General features: G+C 69.7%; 22 protein-coding genes. 17 read left to right on the forward strand and 5 right to left on the reverse strand.

What is annotated here, in order from left to right; genetic code table 11:
- Positions 1 to 6: 6 nt before the first annotated feature.
- The 9 genes from AC1D2H_RS22220 to AC1D2H_RS22260 all read left to right on the forward strand — a co-directional run bounded on the left by AC1D2H_RS22220 (position 7) and on the right by AC1D2H_RS22260 (position 9478).
- Positions 7 to 1233: a cyanophycinase gene (locus tag AC1D2H_RS22220; RefSeq protein WP_478012483.1), complete on the forward strand. Its 1227-nt coding sequence runs from the start codon at positions 7 to 9 to the stop codon at positions 1231 to 1233.
- Between the two features lies 1 nt (position 1234).
- A complete protein-coding gene (locus AC1D2H_RS22225) occupies positions 1235 to 2353 on the forward strand; it encodes a M14 family metallopeptidase (protein WP_478012484.1) in 1119 nt (372 codons plus the stop codon).
- On the forward strand, positions 2350 to 3741 hold the full coding sequence (locus tag AC1D2H_RS22230) for a YfcC family protein (RefSeq protein ID WP_477937499.1): 1392 nt from the start codon (positions 2350 to 2352) through the stop codon (positions 3739 to 3741). The genes AC1D2H_RS22225 and AC1D2H_RS22230 overlap by 4 nt, the downstream gene beginning before the upstream one ends.
- A 4-nt stretch (positions 3742 to 3745) precedes the next feature.
- Positions 3746 to 4732 carry a GlxA family transcriptional regulator gene (locus AC1D2H_RS22235; RefSeq protein ID WP_478012485.1) on the forward strand — a complete coding sequence of 329 codons (987 nt, stop codon included), beginning with the start codon at positions 3746 to 3748 and terminating at the stop codon, positions 4730 to 4732.
- Positions 4729 to 5742 (forward strand): arginine N-succinyltransferase, encoded by a 1014-nt coding sequence (locus tag AC1D2H_RS22240; protein ID WP_478012486.1) that lies wholly within the window; start codon positions 4729 to 4731, stop codon positions 5740 to 5742. Before AC1D2H_RS22235 ends, AC1D2H_RS22240 begins: the two co-directional genes overlap by 4 nt.
- Positions 5739 to 6359 carry an arginine N-succinyltransferase gene (locus AC1D2H_RS22245; RefSeq protein WP_478012487.1) on the forward strand — a complete coding sequence of 207 codons (621 nt, stop codon included), beginning with the start codon at positions 5739 to 5741 and terminating at the stop codon, positions 6357 to 6359. The genes AC1D2H_RS22240 and AC1D2H_RS22245 overlap by 4 nt, the downstream gene beginning before the upstream one ends.
- Before the next feature lie 161 nt (positions 6360 to 6520).
- Complete coding sequence (locus AC1D2H_RS22250; protein WP_478012488.1) at positions 6521 to 7876, forward strand: cyanophycinase; 1356 nt, start codon at positions 6521 to 6523, stop codon at positions 7874 to 7876.
- 40 nt (positions 7877 to 7916) lie between these two features.
- On the forward strand, positions 7917 to 8975 hold the full coding sequence (locus AC1D2H_RS22255) for a substrate-binding domain-containing protein (protein WP_478012489.1): 1059 nt from the start codon (positions 7917 to 7919) through the stop codon (positions 8973 to 8975).
- Between the two features lie 134 nt (positions 8976 to 9109).
- Entirely contained in the window at positions 9110 to 9478 is a 369-nt protein-coding gene (locus AC1D2H_RS22260; protein ID WP_478012490.1) for a hypothetical protein, read from the forward strand.
- A gap of 25 nt (positions 9479 to 9503) precedes the next feature.
- Here AC1D2H_RS22260 and AC1D2H_RS22265 read toward each other — a convergent pair whose 3' ends face one another.
- Together AC1D2H_RS22265 and AC1D2H_RS22270 are read right to left on the reverse strand one after the other, a co-directional pair.
- A complete protein-coding gene (locus AC1D2H_RS22265) occupies positions 9504 to 10568 on the reverse strand; it encodes a hypothetical protein (protein WP_478012491.1) in 1065 nt (354 codons plus the stop codon).
- Positions 10565 to 11773: a hypothetical protein gene (locus AC1D2H_RS22270; RefSeq protein ID WP_478012492.1), complete on the reverse strand. Its 1209-nt coding sequence runs from the start codon at positions 11771 to 11773 to the stop codon at positions 10565 to 10567. The genes AC1D2H_RS22265 and AC1D2H_RS22270 overlap by 4 nt, the downstream gene beginning before the upstream one ends.
- Before the next feature lie 95 nt (positions 11774 to 11868).
- On the opposite strand from AC1D2H_RS22270, the gene AC1D2H_RS22275 reads away from it, so the two are divergent.
- Positions 11869 to 12738 (forward strand): helix-turn-helix transcriptional regulator, encoded by an 870-nt coding sequence (locus AC1D2H_RS22275; RefSeq protein WP_477936276.1) that lies wholly within the window; start codon positions 11869 to 11871, stop codon positions 12736 to 12738.
- 76 nt (positions 12739 to 12814) lie between these two features.
- On the opposite strand, the gene AC1D2H_RS22280 is transcribed toward AC1D2H_RS22275, so the two are convergent.
- From AC1D2H_RS22280 to AC1D2H_RS22290, 3 genes are read right to left on the reverse strand one after another with little or no spacing between them, the layout of a single operon-like run.
- Positions 12815 to 13189 carry a GFA family protein gene (locus tag AC1D2H_RS22280; RefSeq protein WP_478012493.1) on the reverse strand — a complete coding sequence of 125 codons (375 nt, stop codon included), beginning with the start codon at positions 13187 to 13189 and terminating at the stop codon, positions 12815 to 12817.
- A gap of 10 nt (positions 13190 to 13199) precedes the next feature.
- Positions 13200 to 17219, reverse strand: a complete 4020-nt coding sequence (locus AC1D2H_RS22285) for an LAGLIDADG family homing endonuclease (RefSeq protein WP_478012494.1) — start codon at positions 17217 to 17219, stop codon at positions 13200 to 13202.
- Between the two features lie 57 nt (positions 17220 to 17276).
- On the reverse strand, positions 17277 to 17846 hold the full coding sequence (locus AC1D2H_RS22290; protein ID WP_477936270.1) for a DUF1134 domain-containing protein: 570 nt from the start codon (positions 17844 to 17846) through the stop codon (positions 17277 to 17279).
- A 100-nt stretch (positions 17847 to 17946) separates the two neighbouring features.
- On the opposite strand from AC1D2H_RS22290, the gene AC1D2H_RS22295 reads away from it, so the two are divergent.
- From AC1D2H_RS22295 to AC1D2H_RS22325, 7 genes are all read left to right on the forward strand, one after another.
- Positions 17947 to 18381, forward strand: coding sequence for a hypothetical protein (locus tag AC1D2H_RS22295; RefSeq protein WP_478012495.1), 435 nt, complete (start codon positions 17947 to 17949; stop codon positions 18379 to 18381).
- Between the two features lie 41 nt (positions 18382 to 18422).
- Positions 18423 to 18806 (forward strand): PilZ domain-containing protein, encoded by a 384-nt coding sequence (locus tag AC1D2H_RS22300; protein ID WP_478012529.1) that lies wholly within the window; start codon positions 18423 to 18425, stop codon positions 18804 to 18806.
- Between the two features lie 55 nt (positions 18807 to 18861).
- The gene (locus AC1D2H_RS22305) at positions 18862 to 19959 is read left to right on the forward strand and encodes a sensor histidine kinase (protein ID WP_478012496.1); all 1098 of its coding nucleotides are present in this window, start codon (positions 18862 to 18864) and stop codon (positions 19957 to 19959) included.
- A 244-nt stretch (positions 19960 to 20203) separates the two neighbouring features.
- Positions 20204 to 21250 carry a histidine kinase gene (locus AC1D2H_RS22310; RefSeq protein ID WP_478012497.1) on the forward strand — a complete coding sequence of 349 codons (1047 nt, stop codon included), beginning with the start codon at positions 20204 to 20206 and terminating at the stop codon, positions 21248 to 21250.
- The gene (locus AC1D2H_RS22315) at positions 21247 to 22017 is read left to right on the forward strand and encodes a LytR/AlgR family response regulator transcription factor (protein WP_477936262.1); all 771 of its coding nucleotides are present in this window, start codon (positions 21247 to 21249) and stop codon (positions 22015 to 22017) included. The genes AC1D2H_RS22310 and AC1D2H_RS22315 overlap by 4 nt, the downstream gene beginning before the upstream one ends.
- A gap of 516 nt (positions 22018 to 22533) precedes the next feature.
- Entirely contained in the window at positions 22534 to 23616 is a 1083-nt protein-coding gene (locus AC1D2H_RS22320) for a lipase family alpha/beta hydrolase (RefSeq protein ID WP_478012498.1), read from the forward strand.
- Entirely contained in the window at positions 23607 to 24482 is an 876-nt protein-coding gene (locus tag AC1D2H_RS22325) for an alpha/beta hydrolase (RefSeq protein ID WP_478012499.1), read from the forward strand. The genes AC1D2H_RS22320 and AC1D2H_RS22325 overlap by 10 nt, the downstream gene beginning before the upstream one ends.
- Positions 24483 to 24508 lie beyond the last annotated feature (26 nt).

Genomic DNA, 24508 nt, shown 5'->3' on the forward strand with positions numbered 1-24508 from the left:
CGGGACATGAGATTCCTGACCCGCTTTCTGCTTGTCGCACTGTGGTGCGCCACCACCGCCCACGCCGGCACGGCCATCGTCATCGGTGGCGCCTTGAAGAACGACAACGAGGCTGTCTGGCAACGCGTCGTCGAGGAAGCCGGTGGCGCCGGCGCGCCCATCGCCGTGTTCGCCACGGCCGCGGCCAACCCCGAGCGCAGCGCCGGCCTCATCGTGGCGGCACTGAACCGCCACGGCGCCAATGCCGAGGCCATTCCCGTCGCGCCGCGCCAGAAGGACATCGACCTGCAGGCCAACCTCAACGACCTCAAGCTGATCGCCAAGGTCGCCGCGTCCAAGGCCGTGTTCTTCTCGGGCGGCGCCCAGGAATACATCGTCGACACGCTGCAGCCCAAGGGCGAGCCGACGGCCATGCTGAAAGCCATCTGGCAGGTCTTCGACGGCGGCGGCGTGGTGGCCGGCAGCAGTGCCGGCGCGGCCATCATGAGTCGCATGATGTTCCGCGACGCCGGTGACAACATGCAGATCCTCAAGGGCCAGTGGCGTGAAGGCCGCGAATACGACCGCGGCCTGGGCTTCGTCGGGCACGACCTGTTCGTCGACCAGCACTTCCTCAGGCGCGGCCGCATCGGCCGCATGCTGCCGGCCATGCGCGCCTTCGGCTACACGCTGGGCCTGGGCGTGGAGGAGAACACGGCGGCCATCGTCAAGGGCAGCGAGGTCGAGATCGTCGGCGCGCGCGGCGCCCTGCTGGTGGACCTGTCCGAGGCCACGGCCGACACCAAGCTGCCCGCCTTCAACCTGCGCGGCGCCCTCATCAGCTACCTGGACCGCGGCGACAAGCACAACCTCAAGAGCGGCGTCACCACACCCGCCGCCCACAAGCTGCGCGACCAGAAGATCGACCCGGCCGCGAGTGACTACAAGCCCTATCTGCAGAACGAGAACTACTTCCTCGACATCCTGGCCGACAACACCATCGTCACCGCCATGGCCCAGCTGCTGGACGGCCGCGCGCCCGAGGTGCGCGGCCTGGCCTATCGCGTCAGGCCCCGTCCCAACGACCTGTCGCCCGAGCTGGGCTTCGAGTTCCGCCTCTACAAGGGGCCGGGCCTGGTGGGCTGGTTCAGCGGGGCGCTCGGCGGCGAGGACTACACCGTGCTGAAGGCCCGCCTGGATGTCATCCCGGTGCGCATGGCGACGCCGCTGTTCACGCCTTTGACCCCGAACTGACATGCGCAGCGTCCACCACGAACTGCCGGCCGCCAGCGCCGGCACGCAGCGCCATGTCCGCAGCCTGCATTTCGGCCGCGGCGAGTCGGGGCGCAAGGCCTATCTACAGGCCTCGCTGCATGCAGACGAAGTGCCGCCGATGCTGGTCGCCCAGGCTCTCATCGAGCGTCTGGTGGCACTCGACGCGGCAGGTGCGATTGCCGGCGAGATCGTCCTTGTGCCCATGGCCAATCCCATCGGCCTCGCCCAGGACGTGCAGGGCTCGGCCTTCGGCCGCTTCGACCTGGGCACCGGCGTCAACTTCAACCGCCAGTTCAAGCATCTGACGGCGGCGCTGATCCCGCTGGTCGAATCGCAGCTCGGCGCCGATGCGGCAGCCAACACGCTCGCCATCCGAGCCGCCTGCCTTCATCTGCTTGAAGCCTGGCGTCCCAACAGCGAAGCAGAGGCTTTAAAGCGCCTGCTGCAGACCCTGGCCATGGACGCCGACCTGGTGCTGGACCTGCACTGCGACAACCAGGCCGTCATGCATGTCTACACCGGCACGCCGCAAATCGAAGCGCTGCGGCCGCTGGCCGGCTATCTCGGCGCCCAGGCGCTGCTGTTCAGCGCGGTGTCGGGCGACGACCCTTTTGACGAATCCATCTCGCGCATCTGGTGGGAGCTGGCCGCACATTTCGACGGCCGCTTTCCCATCGAGCCCAATGCCTGCCTGGCCGCCACCGTCGAGCTGCGCGGCGAGACCGAGGTCACGCATGAGCTGGCCGAGCACGATGCCGACGCGCTGATCGCCTTCCTGCGCCATCTCGGCCATGTCGACGGCCTGGCGCCGCCGCCGCCACCCACCTGCGAGCCCACACCGCTGGAAGGCGTGGAGCCCATCACCGCACCCACCAGCGGCATCGTCGTCTTCAACAAGGCGCCGGGCGACTGGGTGGAGGCGGGCGAACTGGTCGCCGAGGTCATCGACCCGCTGACCGATGAGCGCACGCCGCTGCACGCCCGCGCCAGCGGCCGCTGCTTCGCCCGCAGCGCCCGCCGCTTCGCCACCCGCGGCATGCGCCTGGCCAAGATCGCCGGTGCTACCGCCTATCGCAGCGGCAAGCTGTTGAGCCCATGAAGCTGCGCCTGCCCAACACCTATGTGCTGCTGTTCGCGCTGCTGGCACTGATCGCGGCGGCCACCTGGATCGTGCCCGGTGGGCGCTTCCAGACCGAGCTGGTCAACGGCAAGACATTGATCGTCGCCGGCAGCTTTCATCTCATCGATGCCAAGCCCCAGGGCCTGACGGCACTGCTGACGGCGCCCATCAAGGGCTTTGTCGAAGCGGCGTTGATCATCGGCTTCGTGTTGATCGTCGGCGGCGCCTTCGCGGTGCTGCAGCGCACCGAGGCCATCGACGCGCTGATCAAGTCCGTCGCCCGCGCCCACAGTCGTTCGGCCCTGGTGCGCTTGGCCGTCATCCCGGTCTTCGTCACGCTGTTCTCGCTCGGTGGCGCCAGCTTCGGCATGGCGGAGGAGGCCATCCCCTTCGTGCTGATCTTCATCCCGCTGGCACTGGCGCTGAAGCTGGACACCCTGACCGGCGTGGCCATCCCCTTCGTCGGCTCGCAGGTGGGCTTTGCCACGGCCTTTTTGAACCCCTTCAACGTCGGCGTGGCGCAAGGGATTGCCGGCGTGCCCATGTTCTCGGGTCTGGGTTATCGCGCGCTGTGCTGGGTCATCGCGACGAGCGTCACCATCGCCTTCCTGATGTGGTGGGCCGCGCGCATCAAGCGCTCGCCCGAGCTGAGCCCCAGCTACGTCATGGACCAGGAGCGGCGCAAGACGCTGGACCTGGCCCGCTTCGAGGCCTTCACCGGCATGAGCGGCCGCCATCGCGCGGTGCTGTGGCTGTTCGCCGGCACGCTACTGGTCATGATCGGCGGCGTCGTCGGGTTCGGCTGGTACATCGAGGAGATCGCCGCCCTCTTCCTCGTCATGGCCGTGGCTGTCGGTGCGGTGGCCAAGCTGTCGGCAGACGACTTCATGGCCGCCTTCCTGCACGGCGCGCGCGACCTGGTCGGCACGGCCTTGGTCATCGCGCTGGCCAAGGGCACCGTCATCCTGATGCGCGAGGGCCAGATCATCGACACGCTGCTGAACGCGCTGGCGCCGCTGGTGGCGTCCAGCACGCCGGTGCTGGCGGCGCAGAAGATGTTCGCCATCCAGTCGCTCATCAATTTCTTCATCCACTCCGGCACCGGCCAGGCCGCGCTGACCATGCCCATCATGGCGCCGCTGGCCGACCTCGTCGGCGTCACGCGCCAGACCGCCGTGCTGGCCTTCCAGCTGGGCGAGCTGACCACGCCCATCATCCCGACCTCGGGCATCACCGTCGGCGTACTGGCGCTGGCCGGCGTGCCCTTTGGCCAGTGGGTGCGCTGGATGCTGCCGCTGCAGGGCCTCTACCTCGTCATGGCCCTGGCCCTGCTGGCCTTCCCTGCACTGACGGGCTGGGTACAGTGAGCGCATGACGCCACCCGTCCGCCGCATCGGCCTGCTGCTGGAGCCGGGTTTCCCGCTGCTCGCGCTGGCTGCCGTGGTGGACAGCCTGGAGGCCGCCAACGAGCTGCAGGACGAGGCCCTGTACCGCGCCGAGGCGCTGTCGATGAGCGGTGGGTTGATCACTGCCCAGGGCGGTGTGATCGTGCAGGCCGGCTGCGCGGCGCCACCGGCCGACTGGCATGCCGTCTTCGTCATCGCCGCCGAGCCCACGCCACCTGATGCAAGCGCCCTCGCACTGCTGCGCCGCTGGGCCACTCACGGCGTCGCGCTCGGTGGCCTCGGCGCCGGCGCCGCCTGGCTGGCCGCCGCCGGCCTGCTCGACGGCCAGCGCGCCTGTGCCGACTGGCCGCTGCTGGACGGCCTGGCCGATGCCCACGCGGGCGTCGCCTGGGCCCAGGGCCTGTGGGACATCAATGCCGCGGGCGACCGGCTGAGCGCCGCCGGTGCGGCCGGCATGGACCTGTGCTGCGCCTGGTTGGCCGCCCAGCACGGCGAGCGCCTCGGCCAGGAGCTGCTGCAGGCGCTGGGCCTGGCAGGCCTGCGACCGCGCGACGAGCGTCAGCGCGGCGGCTACAGCGAACAGCGCGGCGCCGGCAGCCCCAAGCTGGCCGAGGCCCTGGCGCTGATGGAAGCCAACCTCGGCGAGCCGCTGCCGACCGAGGAGGTGGCCACGCTGGTGGGCGTGTCGCGCCGCCAGCTGGAGCGCCTCTTCAAGCAGCACCTGGACACCCTGCCGTCGCGCCACTACCTGGAGCTGCGCCTGGCGCGTGCGCGACGGCTGCTGCAGCAGAGCTCGCAGTCCATCCTGCAGATTGGCCTCTCCTGCGGCTTCTCGTCGGGCCCGCATTTTTCGAACGCCTACCGCGCCCACTTCGGCCGCACGCCGCGCGACGAGCGCAGCCAGCGCGCCCAGGCCTGGCGCGCCGAACCTCTTTCCGGAGACCGCCCATGAACACCCTGCTGCTGCGCCCCGTGGCGGCGGCCGACCTGCCCGACCTGCTGCGCATGGCCGCAGCCAGCGCCGACGGCATCAGCTCGCTGCCCAACGACGAGGCCAAGCTGCGCGCGCGCATCAGCGCCTCGCTGCAGTCCTTCGCCAGCCCCGACGACGCCAGCGGCGAGGAGACCTATCTCTTCGTGCTGGAAGACGCCGGCCGCATCGTGGGCTGCTCGGGCATCGCCGCCAGCGCCGGCTTCTTCGACCGCTTCTACAGCTATCGCAACGAGTTCGTCGTGCACGCCAGCACGGCCCTGGGCGTGTCGCAGCGCATGCACACCCTGCACCTCTGCCACGACCTGACGGGCACCACGCTGCTGACCTCCTTCTATCTCGAGCCCGACTACGAACAGGGCCCCGCGGCTCAGCTGCTGTCGCGCGCACGCCTGCTCTTCATCCGCGGCAACGCGGCGCGCTTCTCCGAGCGCATCGCGGCCGAGAGCCCCGGCATCACGGACGTGGCCGGCCAGAGCCCCTTCTGGGACGCCGTCGGGCGGCGCTTCTTCGGCATGGCCTACCCCGAGGCCGAGGCCATCATCGGCGGCCGCAGCCGCGCCTGCATCGCCGACCTGATGCCGCCCTCGCCCATCTACGTGGCCCTGCTGCCCGAGGCCGCGCAATGGGCCCTGGGCCAGCTGCATCCGGTGGGCGAACTGCCCTTCTCGGTGCTGCAGGACGAGGGCTTCGACGCCGACACCTATGTCGACATCTTCGACGGCGGCCCGACGGTGGAGGCGCCGCTGGCATCGCTGCGCAGCGTGAGGCTGGCGCGGGACGTCCTGGTGCAGGACGGCCCAAGCGGCCCTCGCGAGTGGGCCTTGGTGGCCTGCACGGAGCGCGCGCGGTTTCGCGCCGTGCTGGCCGAAGTCGGCCACGATGTGGATGCCGGCACTGCGGCCCGCGTGGGCGCCCAGCCCGGCGAGCGCCTCGTGATGACGCCGCTGCAGGCAGAGGTGACAGCATGAGCACCGTGCAAGTGACCCAGGAAGCCACCGGCCTGCGACTGACGCTGAACGGCGCCAGCGCCCTGCTCCTGCCCCGCATCGGCTTGAAGCTGCCGCGCTATCACTTCCGCCTCGGCCGCGTCGTGCATGCGGCCGCCGAACTGGACCTGTTCCGCGTGCAGACCACGCTGCTGCTCGGCAACGACCACACCGGCGCCGCGGAACTGACGCAGTTGCAGCCGACGCCCGAGTTGCCGCAACTCGTCGCCGCGGCCCAGCAGCTGCTGCGCGACCGACCCGCCGACTTCGGTGACACCGTGGTCTGCGAGCTGCCCGGCTGGCGCGACGCCCAAGGCCACTCGCCCTTCTGGCAGGCCCTGGGCGCACGCTTCTACCCCGGTGACCCGGCCGAGGCCGAAAGCCGCCTGGGCCCCGACTGGCGCAGCCATCTCGCGGCGCTGCTGCCGCGCCAGACGGTCTATCTGTCCTTTCTCGGCGAGCAGGCGGAAAGCCATGTGCTGGATGTGCCCGACACGCACAAGCCTGTATTGGCCGCGTTGAAGGCCGCGGGCTTCCAGCCGCCGGTGCATGCACGCATCGACGATGGCGGACCGGTGCTCGCCTGGCGTGCCACCTAAGGGCCCACCCGCTCGGGACATTCCCGGCCCCGGCACAGCGACGCAAGTCGGCGTCGCCCCGCTGCAAGTCACCGCCTTCCGCCGACACGCCCGCGTCACTACCGTGCGTTCAGGGTTCGAGGTCGCCATTCCGGCGCCACCCTCCTCCGCTTGGAGAGCACATGAAATCAGTCGTGGGCATCGTGTTGTGCGGCCTGTTGGCCGCGGCCTCCTTGCCGGCTGCAGCCGGCAAACTCTTCCTCTCCGGTGGCGCCTATGAAGACGCCAACACCGACCTCTTCGTCAACGGCCTGCGCAAGGCCACCGGTCGCGACACGGGCTTCACGCCCAACATCAACAGCACCAGCAACTGCGGCAGCAACTGGGCCACCACGGCCTGCCCGCGCATCGCCGTCATCACGGCCGCCAAGGACAGCTACGCCACCGGCCTGGACGCCTTCAACAACGACATCCCCGCCAGCGGCTCCACGCCGCTCAAGCGCGGCTACTACAACCTCTTCCAGACCCACGGCTTCAGCCCGAAGTTCATCACCGCCCACGTCGACAACTACGGCGTTCACACCAGCAGCAGCACGCCCGAGGGCCAGGCCAATATCGCCATCCTCAACCAGGCCGACGCGGTGTGGTTCGTCGGCGGCGACCAGGCCAAGATCATCCGCACCCTGCTGACCGACAGCGGCGCAGACACGGCCCTGGCCGCCGCGCTGCGCAGCCGCTGGAGCAATGGCGGCGGCAGCATCGTCATCGCCGGCGACTCGGCCGGCAACCACGCGCTCAACGTCAATATGCACGCCGCCGGTGTCAGCTACGGCTACCTCTACTACGGCGCCGACCTGCCCGACACCCCCGTCACCGGCTACGCCACGCTGGGCGACACGCGCGACGGCACCAGCGCGCTGCGCTACCTGGAGAACGGCGCGACGATGAAGGCCCTGGGTTATCTGCCCGCCGGCATCCTGAGCGACACCCATTTCGACAGCCGCTCCGGGCGCCTGGGCCGCCTGGCCGCCGCCTTGCGCGACCTGGGCGTGGCCCAGGGCTTCGGTGTGGACGAGAACACCGGCGTGGTCGTGGACACCTCGGCGCAGACAGCAACGGTCTACGGCACCAACAAGCTGCTCGTCATCGACACGGCCGGCGCCAGCGTGCAGACCGGCAGCTACTACAAGGTCAACGGCCTGCGCGTGAGCCTGCTGACGCCGGGCGACAAGTACAACTGGTCCAGCAAGGTCGTCACCAGCAGCAAGAGCGCCATCGGCACGGCCTACTACAGCAGCGCCTACAACTCGGCCAACATCTTCGCGGCGCTGGAGACCTCCAAGTCCCTGACCCGCACCGTCGACCAGACACCGACGGTCAACACCGGCACCGCGCCGGTGCCGGTCTACGGCAGCGGGCCCAACTACCCCGGCGGCGCGCCCGTCATTCACCTGCGCTTCACGCGGGATGGGAGCAGCAAGGGCTACTACGGCAGCGGCAAATACACGGTGGACAAGGTCAAGGTCGACATCTACTGAGGACCGCCCGCCGCGGGCGAATGCAGGGTAGGCTGCATGCATGACGTCCGCCCGCTTCGGCACCCGCCTGCTGCGCCGCTCGATGCTCGGCTTGCTGGCCGCCGTGGCCGCGAGCGCGGCGATCGCACAACCGATCGAGGCGGGAACGGCTGCTCCCAGGCGCATCGTCTTCCTGGCCCAGGACTTCCGCAACGGCGGCATCACCACCGTCTATCGCGGCTTCGAGCAGGCCTGCCAGGAGCTCGGCTGGGCCTTGCGCATCGCCAACGGCAAGGGCGACAAGGCGACGATCCGGCGCCTGTTCGATGAAGCCCTGAAGGACCGCGCCGACGGCATCGTGCTGGGTGGTTTCGACGAAGGCGACATCGCCGACCGCCTGGCGGCGTCCTCGGGCCCGAAGCCCGTGCTGGTCGGCTGGCATGCGGCCGCGCGCCAGGGGGCGACGCCCTATCTGTTTGCCAACGTCAGCACCGATCCCCTGGTCGTGGCCGACATGGCAGCGGCCCTGGTCACGCCGGCGCCTGGTGCCCAGGCCGGCGTCGTCATCTTCAACGACGGCCGCTTCGACATCGCCAACGTCAAGACGCTGCGCATGCGCGAGGCCCTGTCGCGTTGTGCCCATTGCGAGCTGCTGGCCGTCGAGGACCTGCCGATCTCCAATGCCGGCAAGGAGATGCCGGCCGCGCTGGAGAAGCTTCAGAAGCGCTTCGGCAGGCGCTGGACCCATGTGCTGGCGATCAACGACGTCTACATGGACTCCATGCACTTCCCGCTGCAGGCCCTGGGCCGTGGCGACATCGTCGGCATTGCCGCCGGCGACGGCTCGCGAACGGCGCTGAGCCGCATCCGCTCCGGTCGCTCACAGCAGCTGGCCACCATCGCCGAGCCCACCGGCCTGCACGGTTGGCAACTGGCCGACGAACTGCGGCGGGCCTTCGCCAAGCAAGCTCCCAGCGGCCGCGTCGCCCGCCCCATCACCGTCACGACCGAGCTGCTGCGCCAGCTGGGCCAGCTGGAGGTCGACGACCTGCTGCCCTATCGGGCCGAGTACCGCCAGCAATGGTCGGCCAGCCCGCCGAGCGCGGCGAAGACGCCTTAACCGGGAACGGTTGCCCGCCGGCTGGCATTCAAGCAGCTCAAAGTCCTACAACGGCGCGCCTGCGCCGTAGGCATCGTCTGGGGGCGCTCACCGTTGAGCGCCAAGGCCCCAGGGACGAAGTCATCGCCGCACCCATGAGCTTCTGGATCTCCACCCCCTTTTCCCAGGAGCCGCGGATCGTCCTGGTCCGCTGGCGCGCATGGGAGGTGCAGGTGCCCAACTACGACGCGCCCACCTGGCACCTCGTCGGCTACCTCGAAGACGAAGGCTGCGCCAAGGTGTCTTCCGCCGCGGCCTTCGTGCACATCGATACCGAAGAGGTGACGACGAAGACGGGGCGCACCTATGTGCTCAGCGGTCCCTCCAGCATCGACGCCGATGCCGCCCGGCTCTGGGACAGCTGGCGCAAACAGCATGGCGCCGTGGTGCTGCGGGAGGTCACCACGGACGTGCTCGACGGGCGTCAGCCGATGGCTGTCAACCTGATCAGGCAGCCCGATTGATGGGTCGCTCTGCAGCTCCATGGACTCAGGCGGCCCGCGCTGCGTGACGGGCTTGCATGTGCTGGCGCAGGGCAAGGGCCTCGCCCGTGCGGCCCGTCGCCTCGGCCGCGCGGATGGCGAGCGCGTAGGCGCGCCGCGTCGGCCGTTCGCGCAGATTGGCCTGGGCCCAGGTCCAGGCGCGCTGCGGATCGCGGCCCGCGCCGAGGTAGAACTCGGCCGCATGGTCGGCGAAGGCCTCGGGATGGCGGGCCAGCAGGCTCTCGTAGCGGCGGCGTGCGCCGTTGATCTCGTCCTGGCCGCGCGCCACCTCGCCCCGTCGCACATGCAGCTCGCCCAGCAGGGCCATGGCCTCGGGCTCGTCGGTATAGATGACAACCTGCAGCAAGCGCGCCTCGGCCGCGGCCTCATCTCCTCGCGCCAGCTCGATCTCGGCCAGATGGATGCCGGCTGCCGCGTAGCCGGGCAGCAGGCGCAGGGCCTCGGCGTAGAAGGTCGCGCCGCGAGCCGGGTCGCCGCCCTGCTCGGACCACATCAATCCGCGGGCGAAGGCAAGGGCGGCAGCCGGAAAGGGCAAGGTCGTGTCCAGCTCGCGCAGGGCCTGGGCGTAAAGGCGGTCGGCCTCCTCCAGCCGGCCGACGGCGGCCAGGCCGCGAGCCAGCGCGCAATGGCTGGTGAAGCCGGGCTGGCGTTCGGCCTCGGCCTGCAGCGCGGGCAGGGCCTCGGCGGCATGGCCGGTGGCCACCAGCAGCGTGGCACGCTGGGCCGGCGTGGCGCCGGCGGCGTCGAGGTCGACCCGGGCGTCGGCAAAGCGATGCGCGGCCATGCGGGCCCGTGCACGGCGCAGGCGATCGGCAGTGCTGTCGATGCTCGCCTCGGTCATTGCGGCGGCGCGGTCCAGCACCCGGTAGTCGGCCAGGAATTGCAGGCGCAGCAGCCACAGCTCGAGCGCGGCGGGATCGTCGGCCTGGCGCTGCAGCTGATCGTCGAGGTTGGCCAAGGCGATGGCGCCCTGGGTGGTGGTGGCTGGCGGCGTGGCGCAACCGGCCAGCAGCGCGGCGGTGGCCAGGGTCAGAAGGGTGGTGCGGATCATGGTGGGGACAGGAAAGGAAAGGCCGTGGTGGAGTGCTCGTGGTCGTCCTGCGTGACGCCGTCGTCGGCGACATCGGGCGTGCCACGGATCAGCAGCGAGCGGAAGACGCCATTGACGTTCTGCAGCGGGGTGCGCCCGCCACAGTCGCCCAAAGGCGGCGCGCCGAAGGCGTTGCGCTCGACGGCGAGGTAATGCAGGCAGCGTGTCTGGCGGCTGTCGACCCAGAGGCGGTCGTCGGCCAGCAGCTCGGCCAGGCGCTTGTAGCGGGCGGGCGTGCCGTCTTGCGGATCGGCCAGCCACTGGTTGCCGGCCACGCCGTCGAAGCTGTCGTAGAGGGCCAGGTTGCGGCCGATCTCGGTGGCGAAGCCTTGCCAGCCGGTGGAGTCGGCGCGGTTGTAGGCTTCCTTCAGCAGGTTGGCGATGTCGTCGTCGCCGACGGTGGCCAGCAGGGCGTTGCCGGTCAGCGCGCGGCCCATGCGGTCGATGGGCGCGCCGGGAGGCGGCGGCTCGCCGGCCGGCACGGCCTGGCGGCGCTCGGTGCGGCCCCAGACGGCCAGCAGCGGCCCGCCGCTGTTGACGAGGTCGAGGTCGACCGACACGACGATGGCCGAAGTTGTCCAGCCGGCCAGGAAGTTGCGGGCCGGGCCGCCCTGGGTCTGGCTCCAGAGCTCGGGGATGCGCTTGAGCGTCTGGGCATCGAAGCGGCGGAAGCCACTGGCGTCCTGCGCGGCCTGGCCGCTGCGGATGGCATCGCCGGCCGCGTTCAGCGCGCTGCGCGTGCCACGCACATTGTTGAAGTAGGGGTCGTCGCGCAGGCCGGCGAAGACGCGCAGGCGCCCGCTCCGGCTCGCCAGGCCGTCGGGGCTGCCCGCGTCGCCCTGTAGGCGGTCGGCACGGCCGGCCCAGCAGCTGGCGGCGCCTGCGGCGTCGAACTGGCAGACCAGGCGCGTGCTCGCGGTGGTGCGGCCCAGGGCTTGGCCGCTGTCGACGTGGAAGACGTACTGGACCTGGTCGGAGAAGCGCTTGCCGACGATGTCCATGACGAGATTGAGGCGCTTGCCGTCGGCCGCGGTCCAGGCGAAGAGATCGCCGATGTCGGCGGCCGGGTCGGCGATGAGGGTGGGCGTGTCCAGGTGGTCGGCGGCAAGGGCGGGTGCGGCGGCCAGCATGGCCAGCCAGGCGAGGCGGGAGAGGAGGTGTTTCATGGCACGAAGCCTAGGGAAGGCGGCCGCAGAAAACTTGGCAAAAACTGCGATGCCTGCTGACAGGACCTGCACACCCGCCCTCCTACGATGCGGCCATGTCCCTGCCCCAGACCGCCCCGCCCCAGGCCGAACGCCGCTACCGCCCCGTGCAGCGCGGCGCCGGGCTGCGGTTGATGCATTGCCAGTGCCGCGCCGGCCGCGGCGAGCGGGCGGTCGACGAGGCGCATCCCGCCTTCTCCATCACGCTCGTCGAGCGGGGCCAGTTCACCTATCGCACCCGCGCCGGCGGGGCCCTGCTGAGCGCAGGCTGGCTGATGCTGGGCAACGTCGGCGAGGGCTACGCCTGCTCGCACGAGGACAGCGATGGCTCAGGGGACGACTGCACGGTGCTGTCGCTGTCGCCGGCCCTGCTGGAGGAGTCGTTGGGCGCCCTCGGTGTCGCCCGGCGGCCGGGCCACTTCACCCGGGCCTGCCTGCCACCGTTGCCGCGCGTCGCGGGGATCTTCCATGGGCTAGCCGCCGACGGTGACGAGGGTTTTGCGCTGGAGGAGGCGGCCCTGGCCATCGTGGCGCAGGTGCAGCGCGCCCTGGTCGACGGCGAGGCGCCGGCCGCCCTGCCGCGGCAGGACGAGCGCGCACGCGCGGCGGCGCATTGCATCGAGACGCGCAGCGCCGAAGTACTGACCCTGGATGAGGTCGCCGAGGTCGCCGGCTTGAGCCCCTTCCATCTGCTGCGGGTGTTTCGCCAAGCCATCGGCGTGACGCCGCACCAGTACCTGATGCGCATGCGGCTGATGCATGCGCTGCGGCTGCTGCGCGACACGCGCCAGCCGGTGACGGAGGTGGCCTACGACACCGGCTGGGCCGATCTGTCGAATTTCAACAAGGCCTTCCGCCGCGAGTTCGGCTGTTCGCCGCGCCGGCTGAGGAGCGCGGACCGTCGACAGCTGTTGCTGCAGGCCTGAGCCAGCCGGTTGCCAGCGGATGCTGCCTGGCTTGACCCACGTCAAGCCACCACATGCCACGCCGCCCGACTGCGTCCTAGGCGCCGCCGAGCTCGTCGAAGAAGCGCCAGGTCTCGGCCCCATCGAACTTGCGCACCTTCACCGCGGCGACCAGCGCCGGGTCGAAGTTCGCCAGATTCACGCCGTGCTTGCCGCCGGGGGTCGGTTCCACGGGCTCCCAGTGCGTGACGCAGCCACAGGTGGCGCAGCGAATGGTCCGCAAGGTCCTGTCGCCCCAGACGTAGGCCATCGTCGCCTCCGGGTGGCCCGTGATGGCCACGGTGCCGAACTCGAAATAGGCCCAGATGCCGCCGACCCGGCGGCACAGCGAGCAGTTGCAATCGGTGGCCACGGTCGGCGTGGACGGCAAGGTCAGGCGGACGGCGCCGCAGTGGCAGGAACCCTGGTGCATCACCGCCCCCTCAGCCGCACTGGCCCACATAGCCGCAGGCCGTGCAGAAATCGCAGCCATCCTTGTGGATCATGGTCGCGTTGCCGCACTCCGGGCAGGGCTTGCCGGCCTGGACCTGCAGCGTGCCGGCGGCCGCGGCGAGCTTGGGCGCCGGCGTCTGCAGCAGGCCCATGTCGGTCAGCGGCTGGCCAGCTTCGTCGAGGATGCCGAGCATGGCGTAGCGGTGGATGACGAGGCGGGCCACATAGGCCACGGTGGACGGCCAGATCTGCTGGCGGCGTTCACCGCTCAATGACGGCACCGGCGCCATGAAATGGCCCAGCGGCTCGCCGACATTGAGCAACTTGCGCAGTTTCATCGCGATCCAGCCCGGGTCCATCACGCGCATGTCCAGCGACAGCAGGCGCGCCAGGCCGTCCAGGGCCTTGGGGTAGTTGCCCGAGAAACCCATGGCGCAGGGGCGCGTGACACTGCCACCGTCCGGTGTGGGCAGCACCACTTCCTTCAGCGTCAGCGTGAACTGCTCGTTGGTGGCCGGGTTGTCCACGTCCACCGCCCAGGCCAGCGTGCCGGACACACCGGTGCGCGGCTCGTTGCGGCTGAACATGGCATCCACGACCGGCGTGGCGCCGCCCTCCTGCAGGGCGCCGAGTTGCTCGCAGCGCCAGCGGATGACGGCAGCCGTCGCGGCGACGACGCCGGGGAAGAGTCGCTTCTCGCCGCTGGGCGGCATGGGCATCTCGAAGGCACGCTCCTCAGCAACGGTGGCGAGCGCGTCGAGCTTGAGGCGCAGCCAGGCAGCGTCGTTGGTGCGCAGGTCCATGGACAGCGTCTTGGCCAGGGCCGACAGGCCGCGCGGCTGCTCGGCGCCATTCACCCAGACCTCGAAGGGCAGGTTGCGGCCGAACAGGCCACCGTCCGGGCCGTCCAGCGGCAGCTCGCCAATGAAGAGGGCGAAGTCGCCATGCGGGTGCTGGATCAGATAGCTCCAGGCTGGGTTGCCGCCGGGCATCTCGGGGCGGCCGGGCCAGCGCAGCGACGCAACGACGGCATTGGGCAGGCGCTCGACGCGCAGGCGCTGGTTGGTGCCATCCACATCGGCCCGCAGGGGCTCGGGCTGCTTGACCTCCGGCGTCACGCTGAGCACCGAGCCGAGCACGCTGTTGGGCCGGTAGGTGGCCAAACCCTTGAGCTTGCTCTGCCAGGCCTGGATGTAGAGGTCCTGGAAGTCCTCGTAGGGATAGTCGGCCGGCACGTTGACCGTCTTGCTGATCGACGTGTCGATATAGGGCGCGACGGCCGCGACCATGGAGGCGTGGTCGGCCGCACTCAACTCCAGCGCGGTGACGAAGGCCTCACTCAACGGCGCATCGGCGCCGAACAGGTGGCGATACAGGCGCCAGGCATGGTCCTCGACCTGGTACTCCTTGAAGCCGCCGCCCTCGGTCTGCGGCAGGCGCTTCTTGCGCGTGTAGGTCCAGGAGAAGGCCGGCTCGATGCCATTGCTCGCGTTGTCGGCAAAGGCCAGGCTGATGGTGCCGGTGGGCGCGATGGACAGCAGGTGGGAATTGCGCAGGCCTTGCGAGCGGATCTTGTCCTTCAGCCCCTGCGGCAGGCGCGACGCGAAGCTGCCGCCGGACAGATAGAGGTCGGCATTGAAGAGGGGGAAGCTGCCACGCTCGGCGGCGAGATCGCTGGACGCGGCATAGGACGCATCACGCATGAGCTCGCTGATATGGCTGGCCATGTCGCGCGCGGCCTGCGTGTCGTAGCGCAGGTTCAGCATGACGAGGGCATCGCCCAGGCCCGTGAAACCCAGGCCGACGCGGCGCTTGTTGCTCGCCTCCTGCGCCTGCGCGGGCAAAGGCCACGGCGTCACGTCGAGCACGTTGTCGAGCATGCGCGTGGCGACGGCCACGACCTCGGCAAAGCCGGCTTCGTCGAACACCGGCTTGGGCGAGAAGGGGTCGCGCACAAAGCGCGTCAGGTCGATGGAGCCAAGGCAGCAGCAGCCGTAGGGCGGTAAGGGCTGTTCAGCGCATTGCCCAGTGACCAGGCCATTGAAGATGACGGTGTTGCCGTCGGGCTGGGTCGTGTCGTAGACCGGCTCGACACCGACTGCTTCGATGGACGCGATCTTCGCTGCGAAGCGCTGGCTCTTCAGCAATGCCTTGCCATGAACCCAGGCCTCGTACTTCTCACGCTTGGCTGGCAGCAGGAAGCCGACTTCGCGCATGAAAGCCTCGCGCGACTCGCCATCGATGATGAGTTCGTGCAGCGTCTGGCAAAGATAGTCGCGCCGGCCGCCATAGCCGTCCGGCAAGCTGCGCGCGCCGCCCTGACGCCGTTCATGGATACGAGAGAACACACCGAAGTTGGCCAGCAGCACCTGTACGTCCTGCAGCAGACGCCGATGAAGGGACGACAGCCGCACCGAGCAGCTCTGGCTGAACGACGACACATTGACCGTGCCGTCGGTCTGGAACAGCCCGCGCAGATAGCCGCGCATGCAGTCCTCGCTGCCCTGCCAGACGACTTCGGGCACGGCCAGCTTGGTCTTCGCGTTGAAGCCATAGCCGTCCAGCACGCGGGCCAGCATGATGGAGCGGATCATCACCAGATTGCGTTCGGCAATGGCGACCGGCTTGACGTGGTACTCACGCGGCGCCTGGGCGATGCCAGCAATCAAGGTGTTGACGAAGCTGGCGATGCCGTCGGCGAGCTGGCGCTCTTCGTTCCACAGGTTGACGACTGCGGCCTGCTCGCCCTTGCCGCGGTTCGTGAAATGGCCGTCGCCGGTGATCAGGCCGAGCAGGGTGCCGAGAGCCTCGCTGCCCTGGGCACCAAACTGGCCCTTGCCGGACTGCACCCACAGCTCGTCGCCCGGCTTCAACTCGGACAGCTTGAGCTTGCCGCGTGCTGTGTAGAACTCATGCCAGGCCGTGGCCTTGATCTCATAGCCTTCTGCCGTCGTGACCTTGAAGACCTCGGCCTGCCCGGCGCTCAGGAAGGCCGGCACGGCGGGGCGAACCACGGTGCCGCGCTCTTCGGCGCCCAGCGCGCGTCGGTCTACCGTGCAGTCCAACGCTGCGCCATTGGCTTGCAGCCAAGCGATGGGCACAAGGCCGTGCTGGGTGGCCAACCGCGTGTCACCGGTCACGCATGGGTTGGTCGCCGCAATCGTCTCGCAGTAGTGCAGGTTGTTGTCGGCATTGATGCGGTCCAGGAAGAGCACGCCCGGTTCGGCGTGGTCGTAGGTGGAGCGCATGACCTGGTCCCACAGCTCGCGGGCGCGCACCTTGCGGTAGACCCATTGGCCGTCACCGCGCTGGTAGGCGCCGGCTTCGATCTGCTCGGCGCTCGGTTGCGCGCGGTGGGCGAGTTCCACCGTACCGTCGGCCTGCACCGCCTCCATGAAGGCGTCGGTCACGCCGATGGAGATGTTGAAGTTGCGCAAATCGCCCTGGTCCTTGGCGTGGATGAAGGCCTCGATGTCGGGGTGGTCGCAACGCAGCACGCCCATCTGCGCGCCACGGCGGCTGCCGGCGCTTTCCACCGTCTCGCAGCTGCGGTCGAAGACGCGCATATAGCTGATGGGGCCCGAGGCGTGGCTGCGCGTCGAGCCCACCCAGGCGCCCAGCGGGCGGATGCGGCTGAAGTCGTAGCCGACGCCACCGCCGCGGCGCATCGTTTCGGCGGCTTCGGTCAGCGCCGTGTAGATGCCGGGCACGCCGTCCTCGGGCGTGGCGATGGAATCTCCCACCGGCTGCACGAAGCAGTTGATGAGGGTGGCCGACAGCTCGGTGCCGGCGGCGGACATGATGCGGCCGGCCGGCACGAAGCCGCGTTGCTGGGCCTCGAGAAAGGCGGCCGCCCAGCGCGCGCGGTCGGCGGGTTTCTCGGCCTGGGCGAGGGCCCGGGCGACGCGTTCGCGCAGCTCGTCGGGTGTCTGCTCGCCCCCCTTGGCGTACTTCTCGATGAGGACTTCGCTGGAGATGTCCTGTACGGACAGTTCGTTGGTGGTGCTCACACTAGGCCCCGGAAAATGCTGTACAAAAATACAGTCTACGCCTGCCGGCGCGGACGCTCAGAACGGATTGATGCTCTTCTCGCGCCGGTAATGGACATAGCCGACGCTGGCCCCCGCGCGCAGGCCCACGCCCAGGCGGATGGGCGCCAGCGTGATGCCCTTCAGGCGCTGGTAGTTGATGCCGGCGCCACCGATGTAGTAGAGGCTGCCGTCCACGCCCGGGAAGCGCTGGTAGATGGCGCTGGCCTTGGGCAGGTGGTAGATCAGCGTGAAGACCTTGGACGCATTGCCGCCGACGTCGAAGCCTATGGACGGGCCGGCCCAATAGACCTTGGACGACCCACCGCCCTTCATCAGCAGTTCACCGTCGCCATAGCGCAGGCCGACGGTTACCGCACCGCTGGCTTCCTCGCCCCTGATGTAGGCATTGGGCCGGCCCTGCTCCTTGAAGGCCTTCTCGATGACCTTGGCCAGGCCTTCCGTCGTCTGGCCGAAGAAATCGGTTGCAGCCTTGAGGACGGACTCCTCGTCATAGGTGCTGTCCTTGTCGTCCGCGGCAAAGGCAGGCAAGGCCGCTGCGGACGCCAGGGCGGCGAGGTGTTGCAGATGCTGGCGTCTATCGATCACTGCAGCGCTCCTGAGGGCCCTCATTGAGGGGTCAGCATAAACAAAGCAGCGTGAAGTTTGGCCGCCCGTTGCCCCTGCACACAACCTAGACTCGATGGTCATGTCGTCCAATCCCGACCTCCAGCGGCTCTCCGCCGCCCTCGAATACGCCGACCTCGCGGCCGGCCTCTATCTGGCGGGCGGCGCCGACCAGGCCGCGCGCCTGCTGGCCGCCGCGGCCGAGCAGCAGCTGGGCGACCTGGTGCGCCTCATCGACGCCCCCAGCGCGACGGTCGACACCCGCGAATTGCTGGCCCGTATCGCCCGCGCCCACCGGCCGGCCGTCGTCGCGCCGCGCCAGTCCCAGGACCGCAGCTGGGACGACTCCCCGGTCGAGGTCGACGGCACGCGCGACGAGATCGTCGCCCTGCTGCGCGCCGCCTGGTTCATGCTGGAGGCCATGGGCCTGGCCTCGCTGGCGCCCGACCGGCTGCAGCAGGCCGTGGACCACAGCACCGTCTTCAGCAGCAGTGCTGCGCTGGAGCCTTTCGTCTAGGATCAGCCGAGGTTCATCGCCTCCGCCGCCGGGAGATCATCATCAGCAACGAACGTCGCCAATTCGCCCGCGTCGCCTTCGCCTCAGGCGCCGAGCTGATCACGACCCAGGAGCATCTGCTCTGCCAGGTGCTCGACATCTCGCTGAAGGGCGTGCTGCTGCAACTGCCGACCGGCCACCCGCCCCAGGTCGGCATGCCCTGCCTGGTGAAACTGCCTCTCGGGGCGGGGGCCACGGCTGACGTCGTCATCTCCATGGCCGGCGAGCTGGCTCATGTCGAAGGCAGCCACGCCGGCGTGCTGTGCCGCAGCATCGACATCGAGTCCATCACCCATCTGCGCCGCCTCATCGAGGTCAACCTCGGCGACCCGCTGGCGTCGGAGCGTGAACTCAAGGCGCTGATTGCCGCAGCCGGCAGCCCCTGAGGCCAGTTCGTCGCATCCCACCCCGGGCGGCGGTGGCCCACCGAGAATCGCCCGAATGGAGGACCTCAGCCCGCTGCAAGCCTTTCGCCGTGTCTGCAATCTGCGCATGCTGGCCGGCGTCTACTATTTCTGCCTGCTCTATGCCATCTCGCGCGCGCTGACCTGGTTCGGGGAAGGCGATGGCGGCCTGGACGAAGCCCTCTTCGATCTGATCCGCTTCAGCCGCCAATGCCTGCTGACCGGCCTCTCCCTGCTGCTGATGGTGGGCCTGGCCGAGGCCCTGCTGGCCGGCCGGCGCTGGAAGCTGCCCGCCGCGCTGACGGTGCAGGCCCTGGCCGTCGGCCTCGGTGCGGCCCTGGGCACCTGGCTGCGCTATGCGGTCTCTTCCATGGGCGACCCCAGCAACAAGGTCAAGGCCGGCTGGGTCATCTCCACCATCTCGCTGTGGGCCCTGCTCGGCGGCATCGCCTATGCCTTGCTGCTCGTCAGCCGCGCCCAGCGCCAGGGCCGCGATGAGCTGACCCGCCTGTTCCGCGAGCGCGAGGCCCTCAAGACCCAGCAGACCGAGGCCCAGCTGTCGGCGCTGAACGCGCAGATCGAACCCCACTTCCTGTTCAACACGCTGGCCAACGTCAAGCGCCTGTACGAGACCCAACCCGAGCGCGGCCGCAACATGCTGGTGGCTCTCATCGCCTATCTGCGCGCCGCCCTGCCCGGCATGCGCCGGCATGAGTCCACGCTGGCCGACGAACTCGAGCTGGTGCGCCACTACCTCGCCATCCTGCAGATGCGCATGGGCGAGCGACTGACCTTCGACATCACCGCAGCGCCCGACTTGCTGGAGGCCCGCCTGCCGACGCTGGTGCTGCCGACCTTGGTGGAGAACGCCATCAAGCACGGTCTCTCGCCCCTGCCCGAGGGCGGGCGCATCGTGATCCGCGCCAGCCATGCGGCCGATGGCGGCCTGACCGTCGAGGTGGCCGACAACGGCCAGGGCTTTGGCTCGGCCAGTGGCGGCGCTGGCGTGGGCCTGGCCAACACCCGGGCCCGGCTCGCCGGCCGCTTTGGCGACGCCGCCACGCTGGAGCTGGAGGCCGCCCAGCCGCGCGGCGTCATTGCCCGCGTGCACCTGCCGTCAGAGGCCCTGGCATGAAGCTGCCCCTCGTCCAGTCCTGCGCCGCTGCACACGGGCAGGCCCAGCCGGTCTTGCAGACCGCGCAGCCGACGGAGCGGCTGCTCTTCGGCTGGCACGACAAGTCCTCAGGACTTGCCCTGTCCGGCCTCAGCCCCCGAGGGGACGGCGATGCTTGCCGGATCAACGGGCAAGCACATCGCCAGACGGGCCGGCTCGGGAGCGGCCCAGCGCTCGGCCCGCGAAAGCAGCTGGAGTCCACGAGATGATCCGGCATGTCTGGCAATCCTGGCGCTCGTTGCGCTGGCCTGAAGCCCTGGTCTTCGTCAGCGCCGGCCTGCTCTTCGGCGCCATCGACCTGACCTCCCTGCTGGAGCTGCGCGTCGGCGACCAGCTGCTGCCGGTGATCGCCCGCCAGCTGAGCCTGCCCCTGGTCAGCTGCGCCGTGCTGCTGCTGTGCTGGCTGCCGGCCGCGCGCAGCCACCCGGCGCACCCGGCGCGGCGCCAGCGCCTCGTGGCGGCCACGGCCCTGGGCGCGGTGCTGTCCATGGGCGTCATCTACCCATTGGCTGGCGCCCTGCCCTGGCCGTCGCTGTGCGACGTCTATGCCCAGACCCACGGCAAGATGAAATGCTCGTTGTTCCGCATCAACGCCATCGTGGGCGACACGCTGTGGGTCTTCATGCCGGCGCTGATGATCGTCGGCGTGCTGGAGTTCCGCACGCTGCGGCGCCGCCAGGACCAGGCCGCCCAGGATCTGCTGCGCGAGCACAGCCAGCTGCGCCGCCATGCGCTGGCCTCGCGCCTGGCCGCGCTGCAGGCCCAGGTCGATCCGGCCCTGCTGTTCGACGCCCTCGTCTCCGTCGAGCAGGCCTATGGCCGCGAAGACACGACCGCCAGTGCCCGCCTGGAGCGGCTGATCCGCCACCTGCGCGTGGCCCTGCCGCGGCTTCGCGATGCCGGCGCGACGCTCGGCGGCGAGGCCGAGCTGATCGCCAGCTACCTCGACCTGCTGCGCGACCTCAACGGCGACCCACCCGCCTTCGACTGCGAGCTGGGCTCGCGCGGCGCCACCCAACTGCCGCCGATGCTGCTGCTGCCGCTGGTGCAGCGGGCGGTGCGCCTGGGCCACCCCAGGAACTGCTGGCTGCGGGTCGATGGCAGCATCACGCTGGGCTTCGACCAGGACGGCCTGTGCAGCGATGACGCCGACCTCGCCTCACTGCGCGAGCGCCTGGCCGTGCTCGGCGCGAAACTGCTCTGCCGCACGAGCGCCGACCGCACCGAATTCATCCTGGACTTACCCGCATGAGCCTTTTTGCACCCACGGCTGTGGTGGCCGAGGACGAAGCCGCGCTGCGCGGCGAACTCGTCGAGCAGCTCGGCAAGCTGTGGCCTGAGCTCAGCATCGTCGGCGAGGCGGCCGATGGGCTGGAGGCGCTGCGCCTGCTGGACCGGCACCAGCCCGACATCCTTTTCCTCGACATCGAAATGCCTGGCGCCACCGGCATCGACGTGGCCCGCCAGGTCAATGGCCGCGCCCATGTCGTCTTCGTGACCGCCTACGACCAGTACGCCATCGCCGCCTTCGACCAGGGCGCCGTCGACTACCTGCTCAAGCCGCTGGCCGGCGCGCGCCTGTTCACGGCCATCTCGCGGCTGAAGGCGCGGCTGGGCCAGGCACCGGCCCAGCTGGGGGGCGTGCTGGATGAACTCGTTGCCCGGCCCGCGGCCACGCCCTCGGCGGCGCGGGCGCCGCTGCGCTGGATCAATGCGTCGGTGGGCCAGACGCTGCGCCTCATCACCGTCGACGAAGTGATGTTCTTCCAGAGCGACAACAAGTACACGCGGCTGGGGCTGAAGGACGGCGAGGCGCTGATCCGCAAGCCTTTGAAGGAGCTCATCGACGAGCTCGACCCGCAGCAGTTCTGGCAGATACACCGCTCGACGCTGGTCAACGTGAACTCCATCGCGTCAGTCAGCCGGGACTTTCGGGGGCGCATGCAGATCAAGTTGAAGCACGGCACCGAGATGCTGTTGGTGGCGGAGAGTTGTGCGCATCTGTTCAGGCAGATGTGAGGTTTGGTTTGGTTGGGTTGCTTTTGCGTAGAGCGCTGTTGCTCGATGCATTGCCGGGAGTCCGTCCCGGCGGCCGGGTAACTTTCTTCTGCGGGGCCAGAAGAAAGTCACCAAAGAAGAGGCCCTGAACCGCACACGATCGCGGCGCCGCCACCAGCGGCGCGCGAAAACAGCCCAATGCAGCGCCGCCCGAGCGGCGCGGCTGTTCGGTATTTGCCGGGCGCCGGCGTGCAGCCGCGACTTAAGCGGCGTGAAGGTCCGAGCTGCGGTGGTCTGGACAAGTGGTGGGCGAGAGCGCAGCGGTTCGCGTCGAGGTGCGGCCCGGTTCGAGCAACGCGAGCGCCTCATCCCGCTCGAGTGCGGATTGCATTGAGCGCTCCTCTTTTGGTGACTTTTCTCTGGCGCGTCAGAGAAAAGTTACCCGCCCTCGCGGGGCGGATTCCCGCGGCACTGCACGCGAGTCATGAGGACCGCAGCAAAAGCATCCCACACAACACAACGCGGGCATGATGGGTCATGCCCAGCCCCCAGCAGCTCCGCGGCGCCAGCCGCCTCGCCATCGACGCCACCACTGGCGTGACGAATCTCGTCGAGGCCATGCATGCCGAGATCTCACGACTGCCGCTGACCAAGCAGCGCGAGAGAACCTCCGGCATCACCGGCCTTGTCTACCGCAGCGTGCGCGGCGTGACCCAGTTGGTCGGCGGTGGCCTCGACCTGGCGCTCGGCGCGCTGACCCCACTCATCGGACAAGCCGACGCCGACCGCGCCAACGCCGTGCAGGCCGCCTTGAACGGCGTGCTGGGCGACTACCTCGAGGACGCCGCCAACCCGCTGGCCACGACGATGAGCCTGCGCCCGCTGGTCGACGGCGCCACCGGCCCGCCTCTCGTCATGCTGCACGGCCTGTGCATGAACGAGGCGCAATGGCGCCGCGACGGCGCCGACTTTCCCGCCGCGCTGGCCGCCCTCGGCTACCAGCCGCTGGGCCTGCGCTACAACAGCGGCCGCCCCATCTGGCGCAATGGCAAAGAGCTCGCCCAGCTGCTCGACGACGTGCCTGGCCCGCTGACGCTGCTCGGCCACAGCATGGGCGGCCTGGTGATCCGCAGCGCCATCGCGCAAGCCGGACGACGGCGCTGGCTGAAGCGCCTGCAATGCCTCGTCACCTTGGGCACGCCACACCAGGGCGCGCCGCTGGAACGCGGTGGCCAGCAGGTGCAGCAGTTGCTCAACGTCAGCGCCTATTCGCGCCCGCTGGCCCTGCTGGCCGCGCGGCGCAGCGCCGGCATCCGCGACCTGCGCCATGCCAGCCTGATCGAAGCCGATGCCGGCAAGGCCAGCGTGCTGCCGCTGCCGGAAGGCGTGGCCTGCTATGCCGTGGCGGCGACGACCTCCAAAAAGCCCAGCGGCTCGCCCGCCCGCTGGCTGGGCGATGGCCTCGTGCCCGTGGCCAGCGCGCTGGGCCAGCACCGCTCGCCGGCCCGCCGCCTGGCCTTCACCGACACCGCCCTCTTCACCGGCCTGGGCCATCTGGCCCTCCAGACCGATGCCGCAGTACTGAAGCAACTGCAAGACTGGCTGCAACCATGCGATTGATCCCGCGCCTGCTGATGAGCCTCGTGCTGCCCATCGCTCTGTCGGCGTCCGCCCAGACGCTGAGCTTCCTGCAGATCCTCGACCGGCCCGACCGCCCGCAGCCCGATATGCGCCTGGCCTATGGCGATGCGCCGCAGCAGTTCGGCGAGCTGTGGCTGCCCAAGGGAAAAGGCCCGCACCCGGTGGCGCTGATGATCCATGGTGGCTGCTGGCAGTCCAGCCTGCCGGGGCCCGAGCTGCTGGCCTTCCAGGCCGATGCGCTGCGCGCCGCCGGCGTGGCCGTGTGGAGCATCAGCTACCGCCGCGTCGGCCATGCGGGCGGCGGCTATCCCGGCAGCTTCGATGACGTGGCCCGCGGCACAGACCGGCTGCGCGTGCTGGCCCAGCGCTACCCGCTGGACCTGAAGCGCCTCGTCGCCACCGGCCACTCGGCCGGCGGGCACCTGGCGCTGTGGGCCGCCGCCAGGCCGCGAATCACCGCAGGCCCGTTGAAGGCCGAGGCGCCCCTGCCCATTCCCGCCGTTGTCGCCGTGGCCGGCATCCCCGACCTGGCCTTTGCGTCGCGCACCAAGCTCTGCGGCGCGTCGGTGGATCAATTGCTGGGCGGTGCGCCGACCCCAGCCCTGCTGCAGGACACCTCGCCACTGGCCCTGCTGCCGCTGCACCTGCCACAGACGCTGATGCAGGGCGCGCAGGACCGCATCGTGCCGCCCGCCGCCAGCGACGACTACCGCGCCAAGGCGGCTGCACTGGGCGACAAGGTGGAGGTCGTCACGCTCGACGATGCAGGCCACTTTGAACTCATCGCGCCATGGACACTGGCCGGCCGCCAAGTGGTGGAGCGCATCGTCCGGGCCCTCCCCTAGGACCTCGCGGCCATACCAGTTTCGGC

The sequence above is a fragment of the Roseateles sp. P1_C1_2 genome, from assembly GCF_056406535.1.

Bases quoted from the DNA above. Each gene is read 5' to 3' on its own strand.
- AC1D2H_RS22220 (WP_478012483.1), top strand. From the start codon at position 7: ATGAGATTCCTGACCCGCTTTCTGCTTGTCGCACTGTGGTGCGCCACC.
- AC1D2H_RS22225 (WP_478012484.1), top strand. From the start codon at position 1,235: ATGCGCAGCGTCCACCACGAACTGCCGGCCGCCAGCGCCGGCACGCAG.
- AC1D2H_RS22230 (WP_477937499.1), top strand. From the start codon at position 2,350: ATGAAGCTGCGCCTGCCCAACACCTATGTGCTGCTGTTCGCGCTGCTG.
- AC1D2H_RS22235 (WP_478012485.1), top strand. From the start codon at position 3,746: ATGACGCCACCCGTCCGCCGCATCGGCCTGCTGCTGGAGCCGGGTTTC.
- AC1D2H_RS22240 (WP_478012486.1), top strand. From the start codon at position 4,729: ATGAACACCCTGCTGCTGCGCCCCGTGGCGGCGGCCGACCTGCCCGAC.
- AC1D2H_RS22245 (WP_478012487.1), top strand. From the start codon at position 5,739: ATGAGCACCGTGCAAGTGACCCAGGAAGCCACCGGCCTGCGACTGACG.
- AC1D2H_RS22250 (WP_478012488.1), top strand. From the start codon at position 6,521: ATGAAATCAGTCGTGGGCATCGTGTTGTGCGGCCTGTTGGCCGCGGCC.
- AC1D2H_RS22255 (WP_478012489.1), top strand. From the start codon at position 7,917: ATGACGTCCGCCCGCTTCGGCACCCGCCTGCTGCGCCGCTCGATGCTC.
- AC1D2H_RS22260 (WP_478012490.1), top strand. From the start codon at position 9,110: ATGAGCTTCTGGATCTCCACCCCCTTTTCCCAGGAGCCGCGGATCGTC.
- AC1D2H_RS22265 (WP_478012491.1), bottom strand. From the start codon at position 10,568: ATGATCCGCACCACCCTTCTGACCCTGGCCACCGCCGCGCTGCTGGCC.
- AC1D2H_RS22270 (WP_478012492.1), bottom strand. From the start codon at position 11,773: ATGAAACACCTCCTCTCCCGCCTCGCCTGGCTGGCCATGCTGGCCGCC.
- AC1D2H_RS22275 (WP_477936276.1), top strand. From the start codon at position 11,869: ATGTCCCTGCCCCAGACCGCCCCGCCCCAGGCCGAACGCCGCTACCGC.
- AC1D2H_RS22280 (WP_478012493.1), bottom strand. From the start codon at position 13,189: ATGCACCAGGGTTCCTGCCACTGCGGCGCCGTCCGCCTGACCTTGCCG.
- AC1D2H_RS22295 (WP_478012495.1), top strand. From the start codon at position 17,947: ATGTCGTCCAATCCCGACCTCCAGCGGCTCTCCGCCGCCCTCGAATAC.
- AC1D2H_RS22305 (WP_478012496.1), top strand. From the start codon at position 18,862: ATGGAGGACCTCAGCCCGCTGCAAGCCTTTCGCCGTGTCTGCAATCTG.
- AC1D2H_RS22310 (WP_478012497.1), top strand. From the start codon at position 20,204: ATGATCCGGCATGTCTGGCAATCCTGGCGCTCGTTGCGCTGGCCTGAA.
- AC1D2H_RS22315 (WP_477936262.1), top strand. From the start codon at position 21,247: ATGAGCCTTTTTGCACCCACGGCTGTGGTGGCCGAGGACGAAGCCGCG.
- AC1D2H_RS22320 (WP_478012498.1), top strand. From the start codon at position 22,534: ATGCCCAGCCCCCAGCAGCTCCGCGGCGCCAGCCGCCTCGCCATCGAC.
- AC1D2H_RS22325 (WP_478012499.1), top strand. From the start codon at position 23,607: ATGCGATTGATCCCGCGCCTGCTGATGAGCCTCGTGCTGCCCATCGCT.